Annotated in this window: 32 protein-coding genes and 1 tRNA gene; 15 read left to right on the top strand and 18 right to left on the bottom strand. The window is 67.7% G+C overall.

The genetic code is table 11. The features are described 5' to 3' along the window. The first annotated feature begins 19 nt into the window (after window positions 1-19). Window positions 20-349, top strand: coding sequence for a hypothetical protein (locus LB823_RS05020; protein WP_224645664.1), 330 nt, complete (start codon window positions 20-22; stop codon window positions 347-349). A gap of 118 nt (window positions 350-467) precedes the next feature. Here LB823_RS05020 and LB823_RS05015 read toward each other — a convergent pair whose 3' ends face one another. After that, entirely contained in the window at window positions 468-728 is a 261-nt protein-coding gene (locus LB823_RS05015; protein ID WP_224645663.1) for a hypothetical protein, read from the bottom strand. A gap of 306 nt (window positions 729-1,034) precedes the next feature. Beyond that, complete coding sequence (locus LB823_RS05010) at window positions 1,035-1,307, bottom strand: hypothetical protein (protein ID WP_224645662.1); 273 nt, start codon at window positions 1,305-1,307, stop codon at window positions 1,035-1,037. Window positions 1,308-1,726: 419 nt separating this feature from the next. Here LB823_RS05010 and LB823_RS05005 point away from each other — a divergent pair, with 419 nt between their 5' ends. Beyond that, window positions 1,727-1,924 carry a helix-turn-helix domain-containing protein gene (locus LB823_RS05005; RefSeq protein ID WP_126195856.1) on the top strand — a complete coding sequence of 66 codons (198 nt, stop codon included), beginning with the start codon at window positions 1,727-1,729 and terminating at the stop codon, window positions 1,922-1,924. A gap of 68 nt (window positions 1,925-1,992) precedes the next feature. On the opposite strand, the gene LB823_RS05000 is transcribed toward LB823_RS05005, so the two are convergent. The 4 genes from LB823_RS05000 to LB823_RS04985 form a co-directional block, all read right to left on the bottom strand. Further along, window positions 1,993-2,313, bottom strand: a complete 321-nt coding sequence (locus LB823_RS05000) for a hypothetical protein (protein WP_224645661.1) — start codon at window positions 2,311-2,313, stop codon at window positions 1,993-1,995. Continuing rightward, window positions 2,310-2,870 carry a hypothetical protein gene (locus tag LB823_RS04995; protein WP_224645660.1) on the bottom strand — a complete coding sequence of 187 codons (561 nt, stop codon included), beginning with the start codon at window positions 2,868-2,870 and terminating at the stop codon, window positions 2,310-2,312. The genes LB823_RS05000 and LB823_RS04995 overlap by 4 nt, the downstream gene beginning before the upstream one ends. A gap of 227 nt (window positions 2,871-3,097) precedes the next feature. Continuing rightward, window positions 3,098-3,394 (bottom strand): hypothetical protein, encoded by a 297-nt coding sequence (locus LB823_RS04990; RefSeq protein WP_224645659.1) that lies wholly within the window; start codon window positions 3,392-3,394, stop codon window positions 3,098-3,100. Continuing rightward, window positions 3,391-3,951 (bottom strand): hypothetical protein, encoded by a 561-nt coding sequence (locus LB823_RS04985; protein ID WP_224645658.1) that lies wholly within the window; start codon window positions 3,949-3,951, stop codon window positions 3,391-3,393. Before LB823_RS04985 ends, LB823_RS04990 begins: the two co-directional genes overlap by 4 nt. A gap of 100 nt (window positions 3,952-4,051) precedes the next feature. On the opposite strand from LB823_RS04985, the gene LB823_RS04980 reads away from it, so the two are divergent. The 5 genes from LB823_RS04980 to LB823_RS04960 are packed head-to-tail and all read left to right on the top strand — an operon-like array spanning window position 4,052 to window position 5,896. Then, complete coding sequence (locus tag LB823_RS04980; RefSeq protein ID WP_224645657.1) at window positions 4,052-4,339, top strand: hypothetical protein; 288 nt, start codon at window positions 4,052-4,054, stop codon at window positions 4,337-4,339. Then, window positions 4,329-4,730 carry a VOC family protein gene (locus LB823_RS04975; RefSeq protein WP_224645656.1) on the top strand — a complete coding sequence of 134 codons (402 nt, stop codon included), beginning with the start codon at window positions 4,329-4,331 and terminating at the stop codon, window positions 4,728-4,730. The genes LB823_RS04980 and LB823_RS04975 overlap by 11 nt, the downstream gene beginning before the upstream one ends. Further along, the gene (locus LB823_RS04970; protein WP_224645655.1) at window positions 4,723-5,196 is read left to right on the top strand and encodes a hypothetical protein; all 474 of its coding nucleotides are present in this window, start codon (window positions 4,723-4,725) and stop codon (window positions 5,194-5,196) included. Before LB823_RS04975 ends, LB823_RS04970 begins: the two co-directional genes overlap by 8 nt. Next, on the top strand, window positions 5,193-5,399 hold the full coding sequence (locus LB823_RS04965; protein ID WP_224645654.1) for a hypothetical protein: 207 nt from the start codon (window positions 5,193-5,195) through the stop codon (window positions 5,397-5,399). Before LB823_RS04970 ends, LB823_RS04965 begins: the two co-directional genes overlap by 4 nt. Next, window positions 5,396-5,896, top strand: a complete 501-nt coding sequence (locus LB823_RS04960; protein ID WP_224645653.1) for a hypothetical protein — start codon at window positions 5,396-5,398, stop codon at window positions 5,894-5,896. Before LB823_RS04965 ends, LB823_RS04960 begins: the two co-directional genes overlap by 4 nt. On the opposite strand, the gene LB823_RS04955 is transcribed toward LB823_RS04960, so the two are convergent. Continuing rightward, window positions 5,893-6,180 (bottom strand): hypothetical protein, encoded by a 288-nt coding sequence (locus LB823_RS04955; RefSeq protein WP_224645652.1) that lies wholly within the window; start codon window positions 6,178-6,180, stop codon window positions 5,893-5,895. The genes LB823_RS04960 and LB823_RS04955 overlap by 4 nt on opposite strands. A gap of 421 nt (window positions 6,181-6,601) precedes the next feature. On the opposite strand from LB823_RS04955, the gene LB823_RS04950 reads away from it, so the two are divergent. After that, a complete protein-coding gene (locus tag LB823_RS04950; RefSeq protein WP_224645651.1) occupies window positions 6,602-6,979 on the top strand; it encodes a hypothetical protein in 378 nt (125 codons plus the stop codon). Window positions 6,980-7,287: 308 nt separating this feature from the next. On the opposite strand, the gene LB823_RS04945 is transcribed toward LB823_RS04950, so the two are convergent. The 3 genes from LB823_RS04945 to LB823_RS04935 form a co-directional block, all read right to left on the bottom strand. Then, window positions 7,288-8,406 carry a N(5)-(carboxyethyl)ornithine synthase gene (locus tag LB823_RS04945; RefSeq protein ID WP_224645650.1) on the bottom strand — a complete coding sequence of 373 codons (1,119 nt, stop codon included), beginning with the start codon at window positions 8,404-8,406 and terminating at the stop codon, window positions 7,288-7,290. Between the two features lie 144 nt (window positions 8,407-8,550). Then, window positions 8,551-9,669 (bottom strand): acyl-CoA desaturase, encoded by a 1,119-nt coding sequence (locus LB823_RS04940; protein WP_308011423.1) that lies wholly within the window; start codon window positions 9,667-9,669, stop codon window positions 8,551-8,553. Window positions 9,670-10,056: 387 nt separating this feature from the next. Further along, entirely contained in the window at window positions 10,057-10,503 is a 447-nt protein-coding gene (locus LB823_RS04935) for a hypothetical protein (RefSeq protein WP_224645682.1), read from the bottom strand. A gap of 193 nt (window positions 10,504-10,696) precedes the next feature. Between LB823_RS04935 and LB823_RS04930 the strand changes: the two genes are divergently transcribed. From LB823_RS04930 to LB823_RS04910, 5 genes are all read left to right on the top strand, one after another. Continuing rightward, complete coding sequence (locus tag LB823_RS04930; protein WP_224645649.1) at window positions 10,697-11,230, top strand: DUF309 domain-containing protein; 534 nt, start codon at window positions 10,697-10,699, stop codon at window positions 11,228-11,230. A gap of 148 nt (window positions 11,231-11,378) precedes the next feature. After that, complete coding sequence (locus LB823_RS04925) at window positions 11,379-11,915, top strand: DUF5994 family protein (protein WP_224645648.1); 537 nt, start codon at window positions 11,379-11,381, stop codon at window positions 11,913-11,915. Next, window positions 11,912-12,220: a hypothetical protein gene (locus tag LB823_RS04920; protein WP_224645647.1), complete on the top strand. Its 309-nt coding sequence runs from the start codon at window positions 11,912-11,914 to the stop codon at window positions 12,218-12,220. Before LB823_RS04925 ends, LB823_RS04920 begins: the two co-directional genes overlap by 4 nt. After that, window positions 12,217-12,648 carry a DUF5994 family protein gene (locus LB823_RS24170; protein ID WP_224645646.1) on the top strand — a complete coding sequence of 144 codons (432 nt, stop codon included), beginning with the start codon at window positions 12,217-12,219 and terminating at the stop codon, window positions 12,646-12,648. Before LB823_RS04920 ends, LB823_RS24170 begins: the two co-directional genes overlap by 4 nt. Window positions 12,649-12,696: 48 nt before the next feature. Continuing rightward, complete coding sequence (locus LB823_RS04910) at window positions 12,697-13,116, top strand: DUF5994 family protein (protein ID WP_224645645.1); 420 nt, start codon at window positions 12,697-12,699, stop codon at window positions 13,114-13,116. A 201-nt stretch (window positions 13,117-13,317) separates the two neighbouring features. Here the strand turns inward: LB823_RS04910 and LB823_RS04905 are convergent, their stop codons facing one another. From LB823_RS04905 to LB823_RS04880, 6 genes are all read right to left on the bottom strand, one after another. Next, the gene (locus tag LB823_RS04905; RefSeq protein ID WP_224645644.1) at window positions 13,318-13,527 is read right to left on the bottom strand and encodes a cold-shock protein; all 210 of its coding nucleotides are present in this window, start codon (window positions 13,525-13,527) and stop codon (window positions 13,318-13,320) included. A 726-nt stretch (window positions 13,528-14,253) separates the two neighbouring features. Beyond that, window positions 14,254-14,460, bottom strand: coding sequence for a hypothetical protein (locus LB823_RS04900; protein WP_224645643.1), 207 nt, complete (start codon window positions 14,458-14,460; stop codon window positions 14,254-14,256). A 376-nt stretch (window positions 14,461-14,836) separates the two neighbouring features. Beyond that, on the bottom strand, window positions 14,837-16,018 hold the full coding sequence (gene xerC, locus LB823_RS04895; protein WP_224645642.1) for a tyrosine recombinase XerC: 1,182 nt from the start codon (window positions 16,016-16,018) through the stop codon (window positions 14,837-14,839). Between the two features lie 152 nt (window positions 16,019-16,170). Continuing rightward, window positions 16,171-16,255 (bottom strand) — tRNA-Ser (locus LB823_RS04890). Window positions 16,256-16,295: 40 nt separating this feature from the next. Continuing rightward, window positions 16,296-17,471 (bottom strand): thiolase family protein, encoded by a 1,176-nt coding sequence (locus LB823_RS04885; protein WP_224645641.1) that lies wholly within the window; start codon window positions 17,469-17,471, stop codon window positions 16,296-16,298. Window positions 17,472-17,498: 27 nt separating this feature from the next. After that, entirely contained in the window at window positions 17,499-18,266 is a 768-nt protein-coding gene (locus tag LB823_RS04880) for a 3-hydroxyacyl-CoA dehydrogenase (protein WP_224645640.1), read from the bottom strand. A gap of 151 nt (window positions 18,267-18,417) precedes the next feature. Here LB823_RS04880 and LB823_RS04875 point away from each other — a divergent pair, with 151 nt between their 5' ends. Both LB823_RS04875 and LB823_RS04870 read left to right on the top strand, forming a co-directional pair. Further along, window positions 18,418-19,383, top strand: coding sequence for an NAD(P)H-quinone oxidoreductase (locus tag LB823_RS04875; RefSeq protein WP_224645639.1), 966 nt, complete (start codon window positions 18,418-18,420; stop codon window positions 19,381-19,383). Then, a complete protein-coding gene (locus tag LB823_RS04870; RefSeq protein WP_224645638.1) occupies window positions 19,380-20,369 on the top strand; it encodes a hypothetical protein in 990 nt (329 codons plus the stop codon). The genes LB823_RS04875 and LB823_RS04870 overlap by 4 nt, the downstream gene beginning before the upstream one ends. A 5-nt stretch (window positions 20,370-20,374) precedes the next feature. Here the strand turns inward: LB823_RS04870 and LB823_RS04865 are convergent, their stop codons facing one another. Continuing rightward, window positions 20,375-21,016 carry a LysE family transporter gene (locus tag LB823_RS04865; protein WP_224645637.1) on the bottom strand — a complete coding sequence of 214 codons (642 nt, stop codon included), beginning with the start codon at window positions 21,014-21,016 and terminating at the stop codon, window positions 20,375-20,377. 3 nt (window positions 21,017-21,019) lie between these two features. After that, on the bottom strand, window positions 21,020-22,276 hold the full coding sequence (locus tag LB823_RS04860) for a cysteine desulfurase-like protein (RefSeq protein WP_224645636.1): 1,257 nt from the start codon (window positions 22,274-22,276) through the stop codon (window positions 21,020-21,022). Between the last annotated feature and the right edge of the window lie 4 nt (window positions 22,277-22,280).

Raw genomic sequence — 22,280 nt, 5'->3', positions numbered from 1 at the left:
GCAGAACCAGCATTTTCGTTTGGTCTTCGTACTAGGCGACGTTCTCGTTGTCGACGAGCTCAGCCCGGCCTACCACGTCCTGAACTGGGCGCCTGGAAGCGGCGAGCTCGCAGGCGATTGGGGTGTGAGCCTGCAGATCGACCGCGTCGAGAACGGACTGTGGCCCGACGACGTGCTTGAGGTGACCTTCTCGCCTCGGGCTGACGTGGATTCCCTCGTAGATGTCGGCGTCGAGGTGCTTCAGGCAACCAAGGTGGACGGTGTTGTGTTCGATCCAGACTGGCTGGAGAAGGTCGTGCCGAACGTGCCAGCGCCAGAGCCTGAGACCGCGACCCTCTACACGCGGTAGATCGAACGAGGAACGCCCGCCACCCTTGAAGGTAGCGGGCGCTCGGGCTACTTGATGCTGTCTCAGGCCGGGCGAACCGTCAGCGTGCGCGGTTGAGCTCGTCGACGTACTCGCCGACCTAGTAGAAGTCGCGGTCTCCGAGTTCCGGCCGGGCGCTGAACACCGGTCCGTCGTTCACGCAGACCCACAGCGGGCGGTCCTTGTGCAGCTCGTCGGTGAAGGTGCGGTGCCTGAACCCCGCCTGCACCATCGCGGCATGCGGCGTCAGCTCGCCGGCGAGCACCTTCTCGTGCAGCTCCGGCGCGTCCGTGCGGAGCTTGCGCAGGGCGTGGTCCCGAGAGTTTCCGTCGGGCCGAGGAGCATTGTGGACATTGTCCACAATGCTCCGGTCGCACATGCGCAGCGACGAGCCGCTCGACCTCGGCTTCACTGAGGACCCCGTCGAGCTTGAGCTCCAGCTGCCCGTGCGGCTTGCGCAGCGGCTCGACGAGCGCCACGACGTTGCGCGGAAGGACGCCCTGTGCGTGCAGGTCCTTCCACACGCTGCGCCAGCGCGCGAGCATCGGGTTGATCGACGTGCGCTTCCATGCACCACGGGGCCCAGTGCCGGTACTCAGCTCGATCACCAGGTTCTCTACGTCGGCCTTGGTGATCTTCTGCACGAGCTTGTCGCAGTACTTCTCGATCACGGGAGCCAGCGCGACGGGGTACGCGTCGTGCGTCGTCGGCCTTGATGCGCTTCCCCCGTCAGCCAAGCCTCGCAGGCGGCGCGCGCCGTGAGTTCAGACGGCGCGATATGCGTGCCGGCGGACACCTCGGCGGTGATCTTGCTGTGCCAGGCGACCGCGGCCTCGACAGTCGCGAACCTCCGCTTCTGCTGAGACCTGCGTCCGTTCGCGCGCAGGGTGTTGATGCGAACCTCGTAGCGGTTGCCCGCGCCAGTCTCGACGCGGGTCACGTAGTCAGGTCTTCTCGCCATGGCCGGGCACTTCACCTCAAAGAGAAGGGTGAGCCAAGCCGCAGAGGGCGACACGCCGAGGGCATTCCCCAGACGAATGTGTCAATCTGTGTCAACGGGCGATTCCCAGGCCCACTGCCGTGCTCCCGGAAACCGCCCCTGACCTGCGGAAGCGGAGGGATTTGAACCCCCGGTGGTTTCACCCACGCTCGCTTTCAAGTCACCGCTAACTGGGTAAACCTGACCGTAGCGGATCCGACCGACGTGTCCTGACGTGCACTTCGCAGCACTCAGCCAGGCTCGCGCAGAAGGGCTTAGTGGCAGAACTGTGGCAGCGTCGGCCACCACGTACGCCGCTGTTTCGGCGTGTCGCGACGTCTCAGTTGGTGATGTCAGCGGTCCAAGCGATCATCTGCGGCATGAATGAGAACCTCGCGGCTGACACGCCGCAGAAGCTGTACACGATGGAAGAGACCGCGGACATCCTCCGCGTGAGCCGAGAATATCTGTACCGGATGCGCCAGCGCGGCGAGCTGGTGGTCGTGAAGTTCGGGCGCAGAACCTTGGTAGAGGCCGACGAGATCGATCGGGTCATCGCGGCAGCGCGCGCCGCGTGATCGGCCGTACGCACACGTACGCAGGGGAGGCAGTCGATTCGACTGCCTCCCCTGCTGTGTCTGCAGACTCACCCGCCGCGGTGCACCAGGACGGTGTGCTCCGGGGTCCACCCGCGGCAGACGCCACCCGGGCAGAACCCGAGCACGGCGTGTTCCCACAGCGCGTCGGGTGCCAGGTCGATGACGCCGGCCTCCGTCTCCCAACCGACCGTGCCGCCGTCGCAGATGCCGGCCTCCGGGATCAGCTCCTCGGTGAGGTGCCGGAAGACGCCGGGCTGCCCGACCAGGTACTCGAAGTCATGGTCCGCCACCGTGCCGTCGGCGTGGCGTAACCGCACCACGGCGCCGCCGCGGGACTCGACACCGACGATGGGCCACGGAACGCTCACTGCTTCTCCTCGTTCATCCGCTCGAGCTCGTCCTCGAGTTCGCCGCGCCGGATCGCCTCGCTGATCCGTGCCCGCTCCTCGGTGCTCACCTCGTCGCCCGGGCCGACCAACCGGATGCTGTTTCCCGCAACGGTGTCCCAGTGCCCGCCGTAGAGATGTCGCTGGACATCGCCCGTCTCGGCATGCAGACGCTCAGCCGCGGCCGCGGCGCCGGGACCACGGAACTCCAGCCGCGTAACGGTGGGCACCTCCGCTGCCTCGACGGGACGGAGCTCGATGGTGAAGCCCGTGACGTCGGTCATCTCGACCAGCTCACCGCGCTCATCGGTGCTGGTCACGGGCTCGGCGTTCAGCGCCGCGCCGTAGGCCTCGGCGACATGGCGCAGCACAGGCACCGGGGTGTACAGCGTGATCCTGCTCAGCCGCAGAGGCGCTGCGGGTCCCAGCTCGACGGGGCCCACCGCGGTGTACCCGCCACGCTCGACCGACCTGCTCAGGCCCGTCCAGTAGGCGCCGTCGCGCACCACCGCGGCGTGCTCCTCGCAGCGCGTCTTCACCCACCCGCTCGGCAGCGGGACCTCGCGGCCGGGCTGGCCGCATTCCTCGCAGATCCCGCCGCTGCGCCGCTCCGCCGCGTCGAGCAGTTCCTGCGCGGTAGGGCTCCATGGCTAGACATCGGCTGCGAGCAGGCCGTACTTCTCGTAGGCGAGGGACAGCTCCGCACCGACCGCGGCGAGGTCCCGCCGCAGCTCCTCCACCAGCGGCTGCCAACCGCGACCGACGCTCATCGTCCCTCCCGACTCAGAACCACGGCCGTGATGGGCTCGCCGACCAACCGCGGTGGAGTGCCGCCGACCATGTGCGTCCAGTCCGCGCCGCGCCCGTCGATGTCCTCGGCGGCGTCGGCTGGCGTCGCGAACCGGCCCATGTTCTCGCCGCCGGCGCCACGATCCAGCTCCTGCATCCCGACCACGCCCCCGTACGCCACCGTGGCGAAGCCGCCCCCGTACCCGCTCACCAGCACCGGCACGTCTCCGGGCAGGCCGGCGAGCAGTGCCCGCAGCTCATCGACGGTGTTCACAGGCGTACCTCCAGGTGAATGGTTGCGTCGGTCGCGTTGACGTCAACCGCCTGCGTCCCGTCTTCCGCGACCTCGAATCCGGCCTCCCGCAGTCGATCCGCGGCATCGGCATCGGTCTGCACGACCATGTCCACCGTCGTGATCAGATGCGCTACGATCGCCTCCACGAGCAGCAGCGCCGGACCGACCGGCGGTGCGATCCGGAGCTCGCCGCCGACGCGTTCCACGACGGCGGCAGGGTAGATCGCGCGCCAGAACTGCTCGCTGGTGTCGAGCGAGTTCGTGACCAGCCGCAGCTCGGTGATCCCCTCCGCTGCGCCGCCCCGGGCCCGCGCGACCACCTGCTTCGCGTACTCATAGCGCCCCTGCTGGTACAGGTCCGCAGTGGAGGACCACAGCATCCGCGAGGCCAGTTGGGAGATCGTGTCCTTCTCGCCGCCGGTGACGCGCCGCGCGGCGTCAGGCGGCAGCGAGGTCAGGAGCCTATGCAGCGCCGCCGCCTGCTGAGCGACGCAGTCGAGGCTGGCGCGAGTATCGAGGTCATCATCGGCGTCCATGCCGCTGATCCTCTCTCCAGGGACCGACATCCGCATCCGAATAGCTTGAGCCTCAAGCCCGCCCGTGCAAATAACAGCCCCTCAAGAGAAGATCCACTGCATGGACCCTGACGCACCGATCGACACCGAAGAGGGCCTGCGCGCCGCAGCGACAACCGCGCTCGCCCAGACCGAGCCTCATACCGCGGAGTGGATGTACCTGCGCCGCGCGATCATCGACCTGGACCTGATCCGGGCGACCGTCGACCTCGCCTCGGCGCAGCTGCGCACCCTGATCCCGCCGTCACCACGCGGTGCCAGCAACCACCACGCCGTGCGCCTCGGCGTGAAGAGGCTCAACGCAGAGATCGAAGCCGAAATCGAACAGGCGGTCAGCCGTGCCCTCTGATCAGCAAGAACAGTGGCGGGCACGACTCGACGGTGCCGTGATCGAAGCACGCAGCTGGGCCCGGCGAGCACTGGCTGCGCGACACGCGCCGCAGGTACAGACGCTGGTGCTCTACGTGAACGACGTCGACGTCTCAGCTGCGTGGTACCGGGATGCGCTGGGCGTGACCTGGACTCGCGAGAAGCACGCTGCCGGCCCCGAGCATGTCTCGGCACAGGTCGGCGGACTGCTGATCGAGCTGTATCCGCGTGGCGATCGGCCGGCGAGCAGGGTCAGGATCGAACTGTCCGTCGGCGACCGATTCGGCAACGCCGACCAGGCATCCGAACAGTTTCCGCGCCGCCTCACCGACCGCGACGGCAACACCGTGGTGATGACGGTCCGTGGCTGAGCCCGACCGCAACCGCCGCCAACGCGAGCTGCTCGACGCGGTCGACGCCGAGATGATGCGGATACACGAGACCGTGCTGGGCTTGATGAGGAACGGGCTGCCCGAGGACTCATACGCGGTGCAGTTGGCCGTGTCCGGCTCGCTCGACCAGCTCGTGGAGGCGGTCGACACCGTCCTGGGCTATCACGAACGGCCCCGCGCCGACGGCGACCGCGTCGTTCTCGTCGACCGCAGCCGAACAGAGCCGATCGAATCGACCTATCCGATCGCCGACTGGAGGATCGCCGGGCCGCGCATCCTCGCCGCAGCACTCGACCGCTGGGCCGTCGAGGGCGGAAGAGTCCAGATCAGCGGGTCGTGGACCAGCGGGCGTGGTCACGTGGTCACGGACATCGGCGCGGGTCGGCAGGCCGGGTACGAAGCCTTCGCCTGGTACACACCAGAGCCCGAGGATAACGACCAGTGACCGCCACAGCGGAACGCACCGCCCTCCTCGCCGCCGCAGTTGCCATCTTCCTGCTCCTGGTCGCCGGCCTCGGCGGCGCGTTCCTCCGCGCGGAGTGGCTTCACCTCTACCTGCCGGCCCTCGCATTGCCCGTCCTCGCGCAGGGACTGGCAACCGGACTGCGCTCGAGTACGGCTGATCCCCAGAATAAGGAGCAGCCGTGACCGGGACCCGAACTCTGACCGATCTGATCCCCGGAGGCAGCGCCGTCGAGTTCACCATTACCGCGGACACGAACAGCCTCAACATCGAGAGCATGGTGCTCGACGCGCAGCGGGAGCAGGCCACCCTCGTACACGCCCGCCTCGCCAAGCAGGTCGCAACTTGGCGCCGGGAGCTGTACGCGATGCGAGCCGAACTCGGCGGCAAGCCCGCGCCCGAGACGGGCGCGAGCAGCCAGCCGACCTGCCCGATGCCGGGACGGATGCGCTGCTGGGGGACGGCCGACGCGGTCTGGCTGCAGTGGATCCCCGCCGGCCAGCCGCTCGACCTTGACCACGCCGTCGCGCAGCGGATCCAGGTGCACGGGACCGACACCGACGAGCACCTTGCCGCGGCGGCCGAGCGGTGGCTGACCGGCTACGGTGCGCCACCGGCAGGCACCGTGGACTGGATCCTGCCGCAGCTGATCGCGTGGAGAGACCGGTTGGCCGAGAGCTAGTAGCGGTCGAGACTGCGATTGTTTTCCCAGTCGCACGTGAGCTGATCTCCCGCCTGGACGCAATCGACGATGAAGGTCACCTTCGGCTTACCGTTCTTCATGACCGACGGATCGGTAGAGGTCACGGTGATGTGCCGCGCCTCAGGGGCATCGGACCAGGGATGCCAAGCCATCAGTCCCGCGAGCAGCAACGAAATCGACACAAGTGCCGCCGCCAGGACCAGCGGGGACCGAAGGGGCGACCGCGACGGGTCGTGCGCGGGAGACTGCAGAGAAGCCGACATGTCGGTAGCGTATCAACCCTACGCGATCGCGAATAGTGGCGTCGGTCCAGCGGCCCGGTGCCGCGTGACCACCTCGTCCGTGTGGAGATAGGGCTCATCGTCGTCGCGTCTTCGTGCCGGGCTGGGCGCCGCACTTTGCCAATGAGGATGTAGTGTTTGCCACCTCGTGGGTGCGGCGATGCGGACCCAGCCACGACGTGTCACAGATTAGACGGGGGCAGGTACGACATGTTGACGAGAACTATCGAACTCCGACGGCTCGTCGCCGGTGCAACACTGACCGCCGTCACGGTGATCGCGGGGGGCGAGTACGGCGTCCGCAGATCCTGGCCTCGTCGGGGCACCGTTGGCTATCCCACGCGCAACCCTTGAGGGCTGGAAGTTCTACCGATACCAGGGGGATGCGCTCGCGACAGCGCAGATGTCGAACGTCGACCGGAAGTCGGCGATTGACCTCGGCCGGGTGCGCGGCCACGCGAGCATCCCTGAGCGATCGTCGATTCAGGACTTGGCTCGGAACATCGCCGCTGAGACGGCCAACCCGCGCTCCTCGGGTATCGCCTCGCGGGTGGGCGACATCTCCGTCTCCCCAACGATCACCGATGGGGTACCCGCTGCTCGAGCGCTCGCGACCATCACTGTGCAGAACCAGCCCGTCCGCACGATGCAACTGCACGTCATCGTCGTGGACACCACGCCGCGAACCTACTACCGCTCCCGAATCTCCGACGAAGCCGTTGAGCACACAGTGCAGGCAAATGCCGCAGAAGCACGGCTCACTGTCGTTGCAGGCCCGTAGGCGCCATCACCGCCTTCCCCTGGGGCTTGCTGGGCGAGGTCGCCCGATCTGTGGTCGCGGTCGACCACCGCCGACCTCCATCACCTGCTGGATTTGGTTTCCTGAAGTGCTAGATTGCTGGGATTAGAACGGTCGTTGCGTTGGCGCGGCACATCCTGGGCTACGAGGACGGGGAGTTTTCGGCTCGCGGTGAGCCGAAGTCAGCTCGCCCGGTTGGCCGAACAGGTCAGGTCGCGCTGCTGGCGCACGTGCCGTCTTCGCAGACGCTCGTAGCGACTTGTTCCGGTACACCTGGCAGACTCGTCCTTTCAGTGCGGGTACGTAGCAGTGCGACCTTGGAACGACAGAATGCTCGGGTTCACGATGTTTCCGTTGCGGATCTCGATAGCGCGGCGGATTGTTTCGTGGCTTTCGTAGGTGGCTGGGCCCGCCATGACCGTGTCTATGAAGGGGAGGAGAGCTTCGCTGTTCTCCCACGTTGCGGACTTCCAGAGGTATGACGGGCTGTGGTCGACCGCGTAGTACGCGATGCGGTCGCCTACCTCAAACATCGGCGATTCGAAGCTCGTCGGACGAGCCCAGCTAAATCCCATGGCGAGGTCGCAAGAGACGTCAACGATGAGGGTGCCTGGTTGAAAGGCGCTGAGGTCAGATTCGTTCAGGTACACGAGGGGGTGGTTTGCGTCCTGGAGGGTGCAGTTGACGATGATGTCGCGCTCGGCGAGGAACGGGGCGAGTGGAATTCGGCCACGATCGGTTATTACATGGCTTAGGTGGGGAGTCTGGTCGTCGTGGTCAAACTGTGTGATCTGAACTGAGTGGATGGGAGATCCGACGGCGGCAACTGAGCGGTTTGTGAGCACGTGTACGTCGTGCACGCCGTGGGCGTTGAGCGCGGTCACCGCGCCCCGCGCTGTCGCCCCGAACCCGATCACGACGGCGGTGAGGCGCCGGCCGTAGTCGCCGGTGGATCCCGTCAGTTGCAAGGCGTGCAGTACGGAGCAGTAGCCAGCGAGCTCGTTGTTCTTGTGGAAGACGTGCACGCCCATGCTGCCGTCGAGTGCCCAGTGGTTCATGGCTTCGAACGCGATGAGCGTGAGGCTGCGGTCGATGGCGAGCTGCGTGATGACTGGATCTTGCACGCAGTGGGGCCAGCCCCAAAGAGTCGCGCCTTCGTGGAGGGTTGCGACGTCGCTGTGCTGGGGCTTCGGGAGTATTACTACGTCGGATTCAGCGATCAGTGTCTGACGGTCGCTGAACCCTCCGACGATCGGCTCGAGGTATGCGTCGGAGAAGCCGAAGCGTTCGCCGTAGCCACGCTCGAGTGTGGTGCGGGCGCGTATCTCGGGTGCGATTCGGGCCAGATGGGCGGGGTGGACGGGCAAGCGGTACTCGCTCTCCTTCGCCGACGTGCCGACGATACCCAAGGTCGAGGATGCACGAACAGCTGTCACTTCCGCTTCAGTTCCGCGTGGTCACTGAACGCACGGTCTGCTTTCGCACGCTTGTCGGCGCGTTTCTGCTTGATCGACTTGTCGGAGGTCTTGGACATGTGTTGCCGGGGCGACTTATCACTCATGGTCTCGTCCTTTGAAGAAGGTGCTGCGGGGTGGTCGGGCCAGTGCGATGACAGGGCGATGGGAGTCGACGACCTGGTGCAGGAACGAACTGGTCGGTAGTGGGACGCTGTGGTTGTTGCAGATCTGTTCGATGGCCTTCTTCGCTTCGTCGAGCCGGCTACTGGGCAACGTTGGGAAGAGGTGATGTTCGATTTGGTGGCTGAGGTGCCCGGTGAGGAACCCGAGGATGGGGCCTGCTCGAAAGTCGCTGGACCCTGCCATCTGCCGTGCGTACCATTCGCCGCGCGTCTCGCTGCGGGCTGCTGATGCGGTGAAGCGGGCGGCGTCGCTGGGGATGTGACCGCACATGATCACGATGTAGGCCCAGATGTTCCGAAGGACGTTGGCGGTGGCGTTGGCGGTGAGCGTGCGTCGCCACCGTGTCGTGCTCAGAAGCGGGTACCAGAGGTAGTCTTTCGTGCACTGGTTGCGGATCTTGCGGAGTAGTTTCCGTTTGGCCTCTGCTCTGAGTTCTGGGGTGGGGGCGCTGTCGCGTGCTGCGTAGTAGCCCTGCAGTGCGATGCCCCATTCGAAGAGCACCGCTAGCAGTGCGGCGCGGGCCGGCTGGGCAAGGTCGAGTGGCCGCCAGGGACGGTCAGTGGTTACGTGCATCACGCCGAATCCGAGGTCGTCGTCGACGCCTGCGATGTTGGTGTTGACGTGATGCAGGTAGTTGTGTGAGTGACGCCAGTGCTGCGACACCGACACCATGTCCCATTCCCACGTTGTGGAGTGGATTTCCGGATCGTTCATCCAGTCCCATTGCCCATGCATCACGTTGTGGCCGATCTCCATGTTCTCGATGATCTTGGCCAGCGCGAGCCCGGCGGTGCCGAGTAGCCACCCGACTCGTGTCCGCGTCATACCGATTGTGATCCGCGCGATAACGTCGAGCGCTCGCTGCGCGGCGATCGCTCGGCGGATGTAGGTAGCGTCTCGGGTACCTAGTGAGTGGGCCAATGCTCGGTGCAGGTTGTCGAGTTCAGCGCCGAGGCGTTCGACATCGTCGGCCTGCAAACCAAACAGGTCGCGGGATGCTCTCGGTCGAAGTTGTGTGCTCATCTGCGTCATCTGTTGCTCCCAGACATTTCCTTGCCACGAGCGGTCGCCCACGTCGTAGCATCGGTTCGCGCAACGGCTCCCGGCACCTGGCCTGGGCCGGATCAGGGCCTTGCGTGATTTCGCCTTAGTCGAGAAGGTCCTCGCCTGCTCGACGGCTGGGAGGGCTAGCCGGGCTTGATTCCCAGGGGCTCGGGTGCCACCGTAGAGACGAGTCTGCGTGCCGGGAACGAGTGTTGATGATCAGGTCGTTCTCGAGTTCGGCTAAGGCGTTGAGGAACAGGGTGCTCAGCGTTCTGATCGCTGACGCGGTGGCAGGGTCGAAGTTGTCAAGGTCGAGCGCGCTGGCGATCTGAGTGTTGAATTTCCTTGTCACTGGTGGCAGGTCGGCGCGGTACGTCATGGGATTCGGTGCGGCTTGTCGGCTTCGACGAGGACGTCGGACAGGGTCCCGCCGGATTCGACCGAGTGCAGGACCTTCCGCCAGATCGCGCTGATCTCGCTGCGCGGAACATCCGTCGCCAGCAGGATCACCGGGTGTGTGTCACTGTCGACGACCTCGGTCCGCGAGTGACGTGCACGCCTCACCGTGCGCCGTGCGAGGACGTCGCCGCGCACGCCTGGTTGCTCGTCGTCGGCGGCTGGGTAGAAGAGTAGGTCCCACTCGGCGAGGAGGTCTCCGAGCACGAACCGTGCGTCTTGCTCCTGGATGCCGGCGACGATGCTCTCTGCAGAAGCGGTATGCCCGGGCCGGGAGCGAAGATAGTCACGCATATGCCCGTAGAGGCGGCTTCGTGGAAGCTCTTCAAGTGCGTGGGAGTGGGGAGTACTGCGAGTAGTGGGCATCTCGGCCACCTGACTGACCATACGGTGGTCGTCGTCTCACCGGAGACGCTGAACAGAAACCTGTCAGATATGGATCCGGCTATCCCTAGCCTACGCCCTCGCCACAGCCAAGAGAGGTCCTGCGAGACCGAGACCACACAGGCGCGATGCACGCTGTCGACGAGCTCCGCTGTCTTGCGGCACGATAGAGTCCGTGAGTAGTTCAGGCGGTCGGGAGCGCGATCGCGACTCCGATGGACGGGCACGAAATGCCCGCCCACGCGATCGTCTCGGTCGCCCTCTCCCCATCGGGCGCGTCGGGATCGACCGTGTACCCGACGACTTGGACCTTCCGCCGGAGGTTGCGTTGTCCTGGGCGCAAGACTTGCTGAACCGCGGGTACGCCTTCACCGCGCACGAGGTCCTCGAGAGTGCGTGGAAGAGCCGCCCAGGCGAGGAGAGCCAGCTCTGGCAAGGGCTCGCGCAACTCGCGGTCGGCATCACCCATGTACAGCGGCGTAATCCGAAGGGAGCGATCGTCTTGCTCGAACGTGCGGCAGTTCGGATCGGGCACAGCCGCAGCGCCGCCCCTCACCGCATCGACTCGACCGGCCTTGTCCGATACGCCGAGGAGCTCATGGATCTGCTGCGGCGCGAGGTGGAGCCGACGCCAGGTCGGCTAGTCCCTCGCCTCACTCACGCACAAGCCGGAGAGGCAACCGGCGAACCGCGCTCCAACGGGCACTGAATCCTGTTCGTCGGACGAACGATAAGACTCGCCGGTGCCCGACATGTCGATCACAGGCGTACGCTTAAGAGGAGTTGATTTCCCACCGGGATTCCCTTGGTGCTCTCGACTTGCTCAGCGGAATTCTGTTCCGGATCGGAGCGTCCTCATGACGCATCCACTTCACCTATTGCCCCTCGAATCGGCGCGGTTCGAACTGAAACCGCTCGGATCGATCGTCGGTGTGGTCGACGGCGTCTGGTGGCCGCGGTCACGCAACCTGCGCGACGAGCTGCTGCAGGTCTATCCGCTCCTCCGCGATCGGGTCTGCCATCTCGAGAGGGTGTGCTACCGCTACTCGAACTGGGACTCGATCCCTCGCAAGGTATCGATCGACGGCGACGTCGTTCGGCTAGACGGCTACGCCACCCAGGAACTCGACACCGTTCGGTTCGTCGGCATCCGAACGTCATTGGTATGCGCTCTGATCCCACCCGGCACCGAACGCGAGGTCGCGGAGCTGGCATCCATGCTCGCGATGACCGGCGCGGTGACCCAATCCGCGCACGCACTCAACGAGGAAGCCGCCGACACCACTGCCAGGATTCATCAACGTCGGGTCGCTGAACGCGTGTGGGACGACGAGGGCGGTCACGCCCCATCGCCTTCCCGAACCGCCCTGCGCCCTGCTGAGGTGACGCCATGAACGCCCCACTGCGCATGTCCGTGGATCCCATCACGACGTACCGCAATCTCGACGGCTCCGTCGAACGGTGGTGGTCCGCCCGCACGCTCACGCATCGGCAGGTCACCATCGAGACCACGATCAAGACCCTCAACAACAGTGCTGGCGAGATCTCTGCCGCTGACGTCGAGCTACTGGTCACCGACCAGAAGTCACCGCGCCGAATCGGGATCCCAGTGGCGGTGCTCGACAGCGTCATCGCTGCCCTGACCACCGCGCGGGACGACGCGCGGACCGTCATCGCCACGGACGCGGGCACCGAGTGAGTTCACGCGCTCACCCCGGGCCCGAGGCTCTGCGACGGCTCCTCGATCGAGGGCCAGCTCGGGACGGAGTCCCGACGCCGATACCGGGCCGAGTGCTGCTGCCGCCCCGCTCCTCGCTCGCCCGCGGGATCGACGGGGTGTGGTGGCCCCGCAGCCGTGACCTCCAGACAGAGCTCCCCACCGTGCTCCCATCCGTCGGCTTGAAACTGCAGACCCTAGAGTGCATCCACTTCTGCCCCGCGGACTGGACCACCCGAGTCCGACAGCTTCCAGCACGTGACGGCACCGTCATCGAGACCCGTCACCTCGTCACCGCGGGCCTAGTGGTATTCACCGGCCCCCGGGTCGCGGTGATCTACGCACTCATCGCTCCCGACGCCTCGACATCAGCAGCAGAAGAGATCGCCGCGCGTCACCTCCCCGCTTGAGCGCGCCTACTTCATTACACCTCACTAGAAGATGAAGCGGTGTCGTCAATGCCCATCGGATCCCACCGACAGTCGACGCTCACACCGGCGTTGAACTCTCCTCACGCGAAGCATCGGTTGGACACCGGCACCGAGCGCGTGCGCCTGGACCTCGACGACGAGCTAAGAGCGGGCCTATGGTGGCCCCGCTCGACCGACTACGCCGCTGAGATCCACGATCTCGCATACAGCTGCGGGTTGGCACTCGGACAGCGCGTCGAGCGAATCACATTCGCATGGAACCACGAGACCATCGAGCGCCTTCGGACGATGAGACTCAGTAGTGGCCTCCTGCTCGGCGACCCGGGGGATGGTCAGCCGCGTGAGGAGATGCACGTGTACGTGGACGGCGGGCACATGGTTCCGCTCACCGTTGTTCCACCGGCAGCCCACGGTGTCGGCAGCCACGCCGCGCCGAGGGCAGAGTGACCCCGCGTCATGAGCTGATGGGCCGTCGCAGACGAAACTGGCCCCCGCCGATAGGCGGAGGCCAGTTCCCCGGTAGGCCGAAGATCAGCCGTTAGGGGTAGAGCTTCGTTCCCTGCTCACCGCGGAGGAAGAAGTCGTCTACGGAGCGTCGCACCTTGCCCCACCAGGTGGAGGGCTCATCGCTATCAGCGCCGCAATCGGTCACGGCAGGACCTGGACCGCGACCGCCTGCGGCCCTCGGTCGCCCGCCTCCGCGTCGTAGGAGACGCGGTTGTTCTCCTCGAGGTTGCGGAAGCCGCCGTTGGCCACGATGCCCGTGAAGTGGACGAACAGATCCTTGCCACCGTCGTCGGGGGTGATGAAGCCGAATCCCTTCTCGCTGTTGAACCATTTGACGGTACCTTGAGCCATGGAGATCTCCTGAGAAAGTGAATTGGCAGGGCGAACGATTTCGCGTCTGGGCCTGCGGAGTTCTACGAAGTTGAAGTACTGACATACAGGATTTCGGTGATTACCTGCCGCGTGAAGTTCTCGCGAGCGTATCACCAAGAAAGTCAACCAATTTCACAGTAGCACACATCGCTATGCCGAGGACGGTGGGGCTCAGAAGTGGGCTCCATTCATAGGCGCTCAATCCCGGGCAACCTCCGCCACTCGCCCTCCTCGTTCATCCGCTCAATCCCGGCTTCGAGTTCGCGCCGCTGGATCGCCACACGGATGCGCGCCTTCTCCGCTTCGCTCACGATCGCGGAGTCGCTGCACGCGACGCCCAGGCAGACCACGCCGCGTGATCGCCCGGACCTATCAGGCGCACAGAGTTGCTCGCGGCGATGTCCCACCGCCCGCCGAACAAGTGACGCTGGACATAGCCCGTCAGCATGCATCCGCTCGGCGGCAGCCTTCGCCCCCGGACCTCACGCGGAACATGGGGTTGTCGACCAAACAGACCCTCCAGAGGACATACCTGCCCAGGATTCGAGTCATTCACACGGCGTCGACCGGCGGCTGCGGTGTGGACTCGGGGTTTGCCTGCTCGACATCGGCTCCATCGGCCGGCCGCGCGAGCAGCGTCATCTCCGCGATGTTCGTGTCGAACGCAACAACGCCGGACGGCGGCAGCGCATTGGTGTGACGCGTCTAGGCCTCGTGGCCGAGAATCGTTTCCTCCGGGTTGTGCACAGGGCAGAGCGCCTTGAACGCGGCGCCGGCTTCGACGGCGGACTCTAGGTTTGATAGCCGGAGGTTCGCCTTGACCTTGCAGACCGCTGATACTCCCTCGACGAAGAAGTCCTCCGCCTTCTCAGGGTTCAGCGAATTGAATGCGTGGTTGGCGTTAGTGATCACCACATCTGCCTACTTGGACTCGTAGCCGTGGGAGTCGTTGACTGCGCCACGCCCCACGCGGATCGCCCGCGGTGGTAGCGCCGACGACCCTCTGCGTTGGGTCGGGTGGACGCGCCGCAACCCAGCGCCATCACCCCGGCGATGACGATCTCGGCCACGAGCAGCGACGCCGACATGGACCAGCTTCTGCTCGGGTTCACGAGGCACATGAGCGGCGACCTCGATGCTCTGCGTACCGCTGCCGTCACCCTCCGCGACACGCTGCGGCAGGTCCACCTCGCCTCTGCCGACCCGAGCCGCTGGACCCGACCGTCCGGGTGCAGCATCCGCCACCGCGGTGGTGTCGCGCCCCGATCGTCGCGTCAGCGGAACGGCGTCAGGTCTCATGGCTAAGCAGTGCGGCAGTATCCGTGAGCGCAGCACCCGGCGTGTGCACATAGGTGCGCATCGCCAGCACGCCACCATCGGCATGCCCGAGCCACGCAGCGATCATCGGCACCGGCGCACCCCGCAGAGCCAGCAACGAAGCAGCCGTGTGCCTCGACGCATGCAGCCGGCGGTGCGGCAGGTTGGCGTCCTCCAAACTCTTCTTCCACCACGCGTTCAAGGTTCTCGGCGAGAGCGGCGCTCCGAGGTCCAGTGCGAACACGTACGGATCGTCGCCGCCCTCCCACCGCTCCCCGAGTCTTCCGCGGTTGGCATGCATCTCCGCGTGCGCACGGCGGAGGATAGGGAGGAGGTGTGGAGGGATCGGGAGTGTGCGCGACGAGGAGGCGGTCTTTGCGTCATCCTGCTCGATAACCTTCCCTGTGACGGTCACGCGGGTCGCGGCGACTGCGATCGAGGGCGCACCCCCTTCGAGAACGACGGCGCTCCAGCGCAACCCGCTGAGCTCTCCGCGGCGGAGTCCAAGCAGCGCCAAGTGCACGAACGGTTCACGCCGTCGGGCGTAACCGTTCGCGCCGTCGCTGTGTGCCTTGATCAGCAGCTCCACCTCAGCCTCCGAGAGGCTGTCGTCGACCTTCATCGCGGGCTCACCACTCGGCTTGCGCAGCGGCTCTACCAATGCCACGACGTTCCGCGCTACGACTCCCTCCGCATGCAGGTCGGCCCAGACCTTCCGCCACCGAGCGAGCATCGGATTGATCGAGGTGCGCCTCCACAATCCGCGGTCGCCCGCGCCGGTGCGGAGGTCGGTGACGAGTCGCTCAACATCCGCCTTCGAGAGCTTCTGCACCTTCGTGTTGCCGTACGCGGCGACCACGGGTGCCAAGGAGAATTTGTACGCGGCGGCCGTGCTCGGCTTCGTCCGTGCAGCCTTCGCAGTGAGCCACGCCTCTACCGCCTCGTGCACCGTCAGGTCGCTGGGCGGCGTATGGGTACCGGATTCGAGTTCGGTGAGCGTCTTCGCGTGCCATGCCTTCGCCTCGTCGAACGACCGGAACCGCTTCCGGTGCTGGAGTCGCTTCCCAGTGGAAAGCGTGGCGTTGATCCGCGCCTCGTATCGGGGTCCACGCGAACCGTCGATGCGCGTGATGTAGCTGGGTAGTCGAGCCATGTGTACATCCCATCGGTGATTTCTATGATCACCAGCCAGCCGGGACGACACGCCGAAACTAGCGCCGAGAATTCCTTCGGCGATAGTGGCAAGGTGTGGCAAGTCTCGAGGGGCCCGATGCCGTGTCCGGCACCGGGACCCTGTTCTACCTGCGGAAGCGGAGGGATTTGAACCCCCGGTGGTTTCACCCACGCTCGCTTTCAAGGCGAGTGCATTCGGCCGCTCTGCCACGCTTCCCTAGCGCCGTACGATACCGGACCCACCAGAGGCTCACCGCTCAGAGACGCTCGATGATGGTGCCGTTCGCCATGCCGTTGCCCTCGCACATCGTCTGCAGGCCGTAGCGGCCACCGGTCTGCTCGAGGTGGTTGACCAACGTCGCGAGCAGGCGAGTGCCGGACGCACCGAGCGGGTGGCCGAGCGCGATCGCGCCACCGCGCGGGTTCAGGCGGGCGGGGTCGACGTCGAACTCGGCGGCCCACGCCATCGGCACCGAGGCGAAGGCCTCGTTGACCTCGAAGGCGTCGATGTCGTCGGCGCGCAGGCCGGCGCGGGCGAGCACCTTGTGCGTCACGGGGATCGGGCCGCTCAGCATGACCTCGGGGTCGGAGCCGACCACGGAGAAGGCGTGGAACCGCGCCCGCGGGGTCAGGCCCAGGGCCTCGGCCTTCTCCGCGCTCATGATCAGCGCGGCGGAGGCACCGTCGGTCAGCGGCGACGAGTTGCCTGGCGTGATCGACCAATCGATCTCGGGGTACCGCTCCGCGAACCTGGGATCGGCGAAGGCGGGCTTGAGACCACCCAGTCCCTCCGCGGTGGTCGAGCCGCGCACGGTCTCGTCGACGGCGTGCACTCCGCCGTCGGGGAGCGCGACGGGCACGATCTCCCGGTCGAAGCCGCCGGCGGCCTGCGTCGCCGCGGCCCGACGGTGCGACTCGGCGGCGAAGGCGTCGAGCGCCTCGCGGTCGAACTTGCCTCGTGCGGCGAGCAACTCGGCACCGATGCCCTGGTGCGGCAGGCTCGGGAAGCGGGCGGCGAGCGGCGCGAAGGGCGCGCCTCCGGTGGGGCTGGTGCCCATGGGCACGCGGCTCATGGACTCGACGCCGCCGGCGATCACCACGTCGTACGCGCCGGCGATCACGCCCTGCGCCGCGAAATGCGCTGCCTGCTGCGACGATCCGCACTGCCGGTCGATCGTGGTGCCGGGCACCTCGATCGGGAGGCCGGCGGTGAGCGCGGCGACGCGCGCGATGTTGAGCGCCTGATCCCCCACCTGCTGGACGCACCCGCCGATCACGTCCTCGACGAGGGCGGGATCGAGGTCGTTGCGCTCGATGAGGGCGGAGATGACGCCCGCGAACAGGTCGACGGGGTGGACGGGGTGCAGAGCGCCGCCGGGCTTGCCCTTGCCGGACGGGGTGCGGACGATGTCGACGATGACGGCGTCGGTCATGGCAGTGTTTCCTTCGATCTCAGATGACTAGGGGGTCCAGCGCGGGGCCATGCGGATGGCGCCGTCGAGGCGGATGGTCTCGCCGTTGAGCATCGGGTTGCCGACGATGGCGGCGACGAGGTCGGCGTACTCCGACGGGTCGCCGAGCCGCGCGGGGTGCGGCACCTGCGCGCCGAGGGAGGCGCGGGCCTCCTCGGGCAGCGTGCCGAGCAGCGGCGTGAGGAACAGGCCCGGCGCGATGGTGACGACACGGATCGCGAGCGAGGCAAGATCGCGGGCGATCGGCAGGGTCATCCCCACGACGCCGCCCTTCGACGCCGAGTACGCCGCCTGGCCGATCTGGCCGTCGAAGGCCGCGACGGACGCGGTGTTGACGATGACGCCGCGCTCCTCGCCGTCGAGCGCGTTCTCGGCGATCGCGGTAGCGGCCAGCCGGATCACGTTGAACGTGCCGATGAGGTTCACCGAGATCACCTTCGAGAAGGCGTCGAGCGGGAACGCGCCCTTCTTGCCCGTGGTCTTGATCGCGTTGCCGATGCCGGCGCAGTTCACGACGATCGCGAGGGTGCCCTCGTCGTTGGCGAGGTCGACGGCGGCCTGCACCGCGGCCTCGTCGGTCACGTCGGCGGGGGCGAAGCGCACGGCGTCGCCGAGGGCGGCGAGCGCCGAGGTGTCGGCGCTCGGCAGGTCGATCGCGACGACGCGGGCCCCGCCGGCGACGAGACGGGTCACCGTCGCCAGACCCAGGCCGGAGGCGCCGCCCGTGACGAGTGCGGTCTTGTTCTTCAGGTCCATCGCGGTCTCCTCGCCGTCGCGCCACCGTTCCAAGTGACAGAATGTTCATTCACTTCTAACACATGGCTGCCCTCGCTACCGCATTCCCGCGAAGCCGGGACCCACACCACAGCCCGCGCGACGGCCGCGCCCGGTGTGCTACCCATGAACCATGAGGGCCATCGACGTCGACGAAACCACGAAGGACCTGCGCATCATCGACCTCCCGATCCCCGAACCCGGCCCCGGCGAGGTGCGGATCGCCGTCGCGGCGACGGCGGTCAACCGGGCCGACCTGATGCAGCGCCGCGGCCTCTACCCTCCGCCGCCCGGGGCCAGCCCGATCCTGGGCCTCGAGGTCTCGGGCACCGTCGACGCCGTCGGCCCGGAGGTCGAGGGGCTCGCCGTCGGCGACGAGGTGTGCGCTCTCCTGTCCGGCGGCGGCTACGCCGAGTACGCGATCGCGCCCGCCACCCAGTGCTTGCCCGTCCCCGCCGGGGTCTCCCTCGTCGACGCGGCGGCGCTCCCCGAGGTCGCCTGCACCGTCCACTCCAACCTCATCACCGAGGCCGGCCTGCGAGCCGGCGAGACGCTCCTGCTCCACGGCGGCGGCAGCGGCATCGGCACGCACGCGATCCAGCTCGGTAAGGCCCTCGGGGCGACGGTGGCCGTCACCATCGGCTCGGAGTTCAAGGCGCAGCGCTGCCGCGAGCTGGGCGCCGACATCGTGATCGACTACCACGACGAGGATTTCGCGGAGATCCTGCGCGACCGGGCCGACGTGATCCTCGACATCATGGGCGCGAAGTACCTGCCCCGCAACGTGAGCGCCCTCGCCCCGCACGGCCGGCTCGTGATCATCGGCCTACAGGGCGGCGTCAAGGGCGAGCTGAACATCGGTGCGCTGCTGGGCAAGCGGGGCCGGGTCAGCGCCACGAACCTGCGTGGCCGCCCCGCCGTCGGGCCGCACAGCAAGGCCGAGGTCGTGGCCGCGGTCCGCGCACAGGTCTGGCCGCTCATCGCCGACGGTGCCGTGCGCCCCGTCGTCTCCGCGCGCCTCCCGCTCGCCGACGCGGCCGCCGCCCACGACCTCCTAGACTCCCCCGAGTCCGTCGGAAAGGTGCTCCTGACCCCATGATCGACGACCTCGCCGCCCGCCTCCTCGAGGCGCAGATCGCCTTCGCGCGCAAGCAGCTCCGCGATACCGCCTATCACTCGCTGGTCATCGACGAGGTGGACCACGCGCTCGCCGTCGCCTCCGAGCTGACGCTCGCGGAGGCGGTGACGCCCGACATGATCAAGGCCGTCGCCGCGAAGTACGCCGTGCAGGTCCCGGTCGAGGGCGCGATCCCTGAGCTCGTCGGGGAGATCGCCGGCCGCCTGTACCGCCACACCGTCAACGACACCACGCGGCTCGACGAGGTCATCGACAGCCACAGCTTCGAGAAGCTGGTGAGCACCGTGACGGAGATGGACCTCACCGGGCGGGTCCTGCAGGCCCTGTCCGAGAGCCCCGTCACCGAGGACGCGGTGGCCTCGGTACTGCATGCCGCCGCCTCGTCCGCGGCCGACGACGCGAACCGCGCCCTCGCCCGGAACGCGGTGACGCGCACCGTCGCCGGGGCCGCGGCGCGGGCCCTGCGCCCGGCCCTCCCCGCGCTCGGCCAGCGCGCCGACGCCGCCGCACGGCAGGGCGTGCGCTTCGCCCTGCGCCGGGTCGCTGCCGACGGTGACGAGACCCTCGCCGAGGCCGTCCGGGACTTCTGGCGCCAGCACCGCGGCAGCGCGGTCGCGGAGTACCGCGGAGTGCTCACCGACGGCGACGTCGAGGACGTGGTGGTGCTGATCTTCGAGTTCTGGCGCACCTTCCGCGACACCGACTACTTCCGCGCGCTGCTCGACGAGGGCATCGACCACGTCTTCGACAAGTACGGCGACGCCTCGCTGTACGAGCTGCTCGCCGAGCTGGGCGTGGGCCGCGAGGACATGATCGAGGAGGCGCTGCGGTTCGGCCCGCCGGTGATCGCGACGCTGGACGAGCGCGGCGTCATCGAGGACCTGCTGCGCCGCCGCCTCACCCCGTTCTTCGAGTCCGAGGAGTACCGCGCCGCGATCGACGGCTGAGCGGATCAGGCGAACGCGGTCACCAGGATCACCACGGCGCACACCGCGACGATCCCTCCGCCCGCGGCGGTGACGATCCGCCGCATCCGCGCCGTCGACCGCGCCCGCAGCACCGCCCCCAATCCGATGAGCACGAGATTCCAGCCGAACGAGGCGATCCCGACGCCGATCGCGAAGGCCGTCGCCACGGGCGGGCGGTGCAGCCCCTCCCCCAGCCCGACGGCGATGGCGCCGAAGTAGACGAGCGGGAACGGGTTGACGGCGGTGAGCCCGAAGAACATCGCGTACCGCGCCCATCCCCCGCTCCCGCCGGCGGGCTCGGCATCGTCGGGCTCGGCGGGCTCGGGACGGAAGGCCTTGCGCACCATGAGGACCGCGACCACGAGCAGCAGCAGGCCGCCGACGGCGGCGGGCCACCGCCCCCACTGCGAGACCAGCGGCGCCAGCACCGAACCGGCGGCCAGCGCCAGCACGGCGAAGATCAGGTCCGCGGTGCCGACGCCGGCGGCGGCGGGGACGGCGCGGCGCCAGCCGCGGGAGGCGCCCTCGTGCAACAGCATCACGCCGATGGCGCCGAGCGGGAGGACGGCACCGAGGCCCGCGAGGATCCCCGCGCCGAAGGCGGCCGCCAGCGCCGACGGTCCCACCGGCTAACCCAGGGAAGCGAGGGCGCGGACCAGCTGGTCCACGTCGTACGGGGTCGAATAGGGCGCGAGGCCGACGGTGACCGCGCCCCCGTACTCCGGCACGCCCAGCCCGGCGAAGTACCGGCTCGGCACGTTCGACAGGGCGCACACGCCGTTGTCGGCGAGGCGCTTGGCGGCCTTGGCCGCCGGCACGCCCGGCATCGTGAAGGAGACCGTGGGCACCCGGCGCTCGGCGCGGCCGATGATCGCCACCTGCGGAGCGGAGGCCAGGGAGTTGAGCAAGTAGAACAGGAGCCGCTGCTGGTACTGGCGCAGGCCGAACATCGACTGCTCCAGCCGGTCCCGGCGCGTGCCGACCGACGACTCGTCGAGGCCGGCGAGGTGGTCGATCGAGGCGATGAGCCCCGCCAGCATCGCGTACTGATGCTCGCCCAGCTCGAACCGCTCCGGCCCCGTCAGGCTGCGATCGGGGTTCACGGCGCGCAACCGGCCGAACAGCGACGGATCGCGGAAGGCCATCGCGGCCACCTGCGGGCCGCCCCAGCGGTTCGCACTCACGAGCAGCACGTCGGCGCCGAGGCGCTCGATGTCGAGCAGCTCGTACGGCGCGGCGCTCGTCGCGTCCACCACGAGGAGCGCGCCCACGCGGTGCGCCGCCTGCGCCGCCGCGGCCACGTCGATGACGGTGCCGATGGTCGACGAGGCGTACGGCACCGCGATCACCGAGGTGCTCGGCCCGGCCAGCTCCTCGAACTGCCACGCCGGGACCTCGCCGGTCTCGATGTCGGCCTCGACCCACCGGACGCGGCCGCCGCCGCGATCCGCGACGCGCAGCCACGGCGACTGATTCGCATCGTCGTCCAGGCGGCAGAGCACGATCTCCGAGCCGAGCCCCAGGCGCGCGCTCAGCGACTCGGCGAGGGAGGTGAGCAACTGCTCCCGGCTCGGCCCGAGCACCACGCCCTCGGGCTTGCCGTTGACGAGGTCCGCCACCGCCACCCGGGCGGCCTGCACGATCGAGCGCGTGTGCGCGGCCCCGGCGTAGACGCCGTAGGGATTGCTGACGAATCCGCGGAAGGCGTTCGCCACCGCCGAGGACACCGCCCCGGGGATCTGCGCGCCGGCCTGCGGATCGAAGTGGATCCACCCGTCCCCCAGGGCAGGATAAAGCCCCCGGACGCGGGCAACGTCGAATGCGGATACCGCAACCGCAGTCGATGCCCGGCCGGGTTCACCCTGGCCTTCTGAGAACGTGTTCACTGGG

Origin of the sequence: Tsukamurella sp. M9C, from assembly GCF_020169415.1 — a bacterium.
In the GTDB taxonomy this organism is placed as follows: domain Bacteria; phylum Actinomycetota; class Actinomycetes; order Mycobacteriales; family Mycobacteriaceae; genus Tsukamurella.
This window is presented reverse-complemented; position numbering and strand designations above follow the sequence as displayed.

Bases quoted from the DNA above. Each gene is read 5' to 3' on its own strand.
- LB823_RS04920 (WP_224645647.1), top strand. From the start codon at position 11,912: ATGAACGCCCCACTGCGCATGTCCGTGGATCCCATCACGACGTACCGC.
- LB823_RS04985 (WP_224645658.1), bottom strand. From the start codon at position 3,951: ATGGACGCCGATGATGACCTCGATACTCGCGCCAGCCTCGACTGCGTC.
- LB823_RS04885 (WP_224645641.1), bottom strand. From the start codon at position 17,471: ATGACCGACGCCGTCATCGTCGACATCGTCCGCACCCCGTCCGGCAAG.
- LB823_RS04875 (WP_224645639.1), top strand. From the start codon at position 18,418: ATGAGGGCCATCGACGTCGACGAAACCACGAAGGACCTGCGCATCATC.
- LB823_RS04925 (WP_224645648.1), top strand. From the start codon at position 11,379: ATGACGCATCCACTTCACCTATTGCCCCTCGAATCGGCGCGGTTCGAA.
- LB823_RS04955 (WP_224645652.1), bottom strand. From the start codon at position 6,180: ATGTCGGCTTCTCTGCAGTCTCCCGCGCACGACCCGTCGCGGTCGCCC.
- LB823_RS05005 (WP_126195856.1), top strand. From the start codon at position 1,727: ATGAATGAGAACCTCGCGGCTGACACGCCGCAGAAGCTGTACACGATG.
- LB823_RS04870 (WP_224645638.1), top strand. From the start codon at position 19,380: ATGATCGACGACCTCGCCGCCCGCCTCCTCGAGGCGCAGATCGCCTTC.
- xerC (WP_224645642.1), bottom strand. From the start codon at position 16,018: ATGGCTCGACTACCCAGCTACATCACGCGCATCGACGGTTCGCGTGGA.
- LB823_RS04940 (WP_308011423.1), bottom strand. From the start codon at position 9,669: ATGACGCAGATGAGCACACAACTTCGACCGAGAGCATCCCGCGACCTG.
- LB823_RS04950 (WP_224645651.1), top strand. From the start codon at position 6,602: ATGTCGAACGTCGACCGGAAGTCGGCGATTGACCTCGGCCGGGTGCGC.
- LB823_RS04935 (WP_224645682.1), bottom strand. From the start codon at position 10,503: ATGCCCACTACTCGCAGTACTCCCCACTCCCACGCACTTGAAGAGCTT.
- LB823_RS04905 (WP_224645644.1), bottom strand. From the start codon at position 13,527: ATGGCTCAAGGTACCGTCAAATGGTTCAACAGCGAGAAGGGATTCGGC.
- LB823_RS04980 (WP_224645657.1), top strand. From the start codon at position 4,052: ATGGACCCTGACGCACCGATCGACACCGAAGAGGGCCTGCGCGCCGCA.
- LB823_RS04880 (WP_224645640.1), bottom strand. From the start codon at position 18,266: ATGGACCTGAAGAACAAGACCGCACTCGTCACGGGCGGCGCCTCCGGC.
- LB823_RS04910 (WP_224645645.1), top strand. From the start codon at position 12,697: ATGCCCATCGGATCCCACCGACAGTCGACGCTCACACCGGCGTTGAAC.